At 71.7% G+C, this 1,084-nt stretch carries 1 protein-coding gene; it reads left to right on the forward strand.

Annotated elements, in window-relative coordinates:
* On the forward strand, nucleotides 1-1,051 hold a 1,051-nt coding region (locus EEJ42_RS31420; protein ID WP_246097516.1), incomplete at its 5' end, for a peptidoglycan binding domain-containing protein.
* Nucleotides 1,052-1,084 lie beyond the last annotated feature (33 nt).

The following is a 1,084-nucleotide window of genomic DNA, read 5'->3' on the forward strand; positions in this document are numbered from 1 at the left end:
CGCCGGGCCGGGCCGGGCCGGGCCGCCCACCGGGGACAGCGCCCCGCCGAGCAGCCCGGCGCCCAAGGCGCCCGCGGCGGGCAAGGCGGGCAAGCCCAAGAAGAAGGGCCGCTCCAAGCTCGTCATGCTGGGCGCCCTGCTGGTGGCCGCGGCCGGTGTCGCGTACACCGCGGGCCTGGTGATGAACCACGCGGACGTGCCCAACGGCACCACCGTCCTCGGCGTCGACATCGGCGGCTCCTCCAAGCAGGTGGCCATCGACAAGCTGGACACCGCGCTCGGCGGCCGCACCGGTGCCCCGCTGAAGGTGACCGTGGACGGCGATCAGAAGGAGATCAAGCCATCCGTCGCGGGCCTGACCCTGGACACCGAGGCCACCGTGCGGAACGTCGCGGGCCGCGACTACAACCCGATGACGGTCATCGGCTCGCTCTTCGGCGGCACCCACGAGGTCGAGCCCACCGTGACGGTCGACGAGGAGAAGCTGCGGGACGCCCTCGGGCGGCTCGCGGGCAACTCGGGCACGGCGCGCGAGGGCACGATCACGTTCAAGCCGGGCAAGGCCGTCCCCGTCTACGGCCGGGAGGGCCGGGGCCTGGACATCGACAAGGCGGTCACGGCCGTCTCCGACGCGTACCGCGAGCGGGCGGAGACCGGCAAGGACAAGCCGGTGGACCTGCCGGTCGTCGCCAAGCGGCCGACGATCAGCAAGTCCGAGGTGAACGCGAAGATGAAGTCCTTCGCGGAGCCCGCGATGTCCGGTCTGGTCACGATCAAGACCGATGACGCGCATGCCATCCAGTTCGGCCCGGACCGCTCGCTGCCGCAGATCCTCTCGATGCGCCCGATCAACGGCAAGCTCCAGCCGCACTTCGACCTGGACGCGATCAAGAGGCTCTACGGCCAGACCTTCGACGGGGTGCTGATCGAGCGCGCCAACGGCGGCAAGAAGCCGGTCACCCCGCAGGAGGTGGCCATCGCCATGCAGACCGCGCTGCGGGGCAAGACCCCCGCCGACCGGACGGCGGTCATCGAGACCTCGCCCAACTAGCGGCGTCCGTCAGGTCATGACGGCCCCCGCCCG

Origin of the sequence: Streptomyces botrytidirepellens, from assembly GCF_003721215.1 — a bacterium.
Taxonomy (GTDB): domain Bacteria; phylum Actinomycetota; class Actinomycetes; order Streptomycetales; family Streptomycetaceae; genus Streptomyces; species Streptomyces himastatinicus.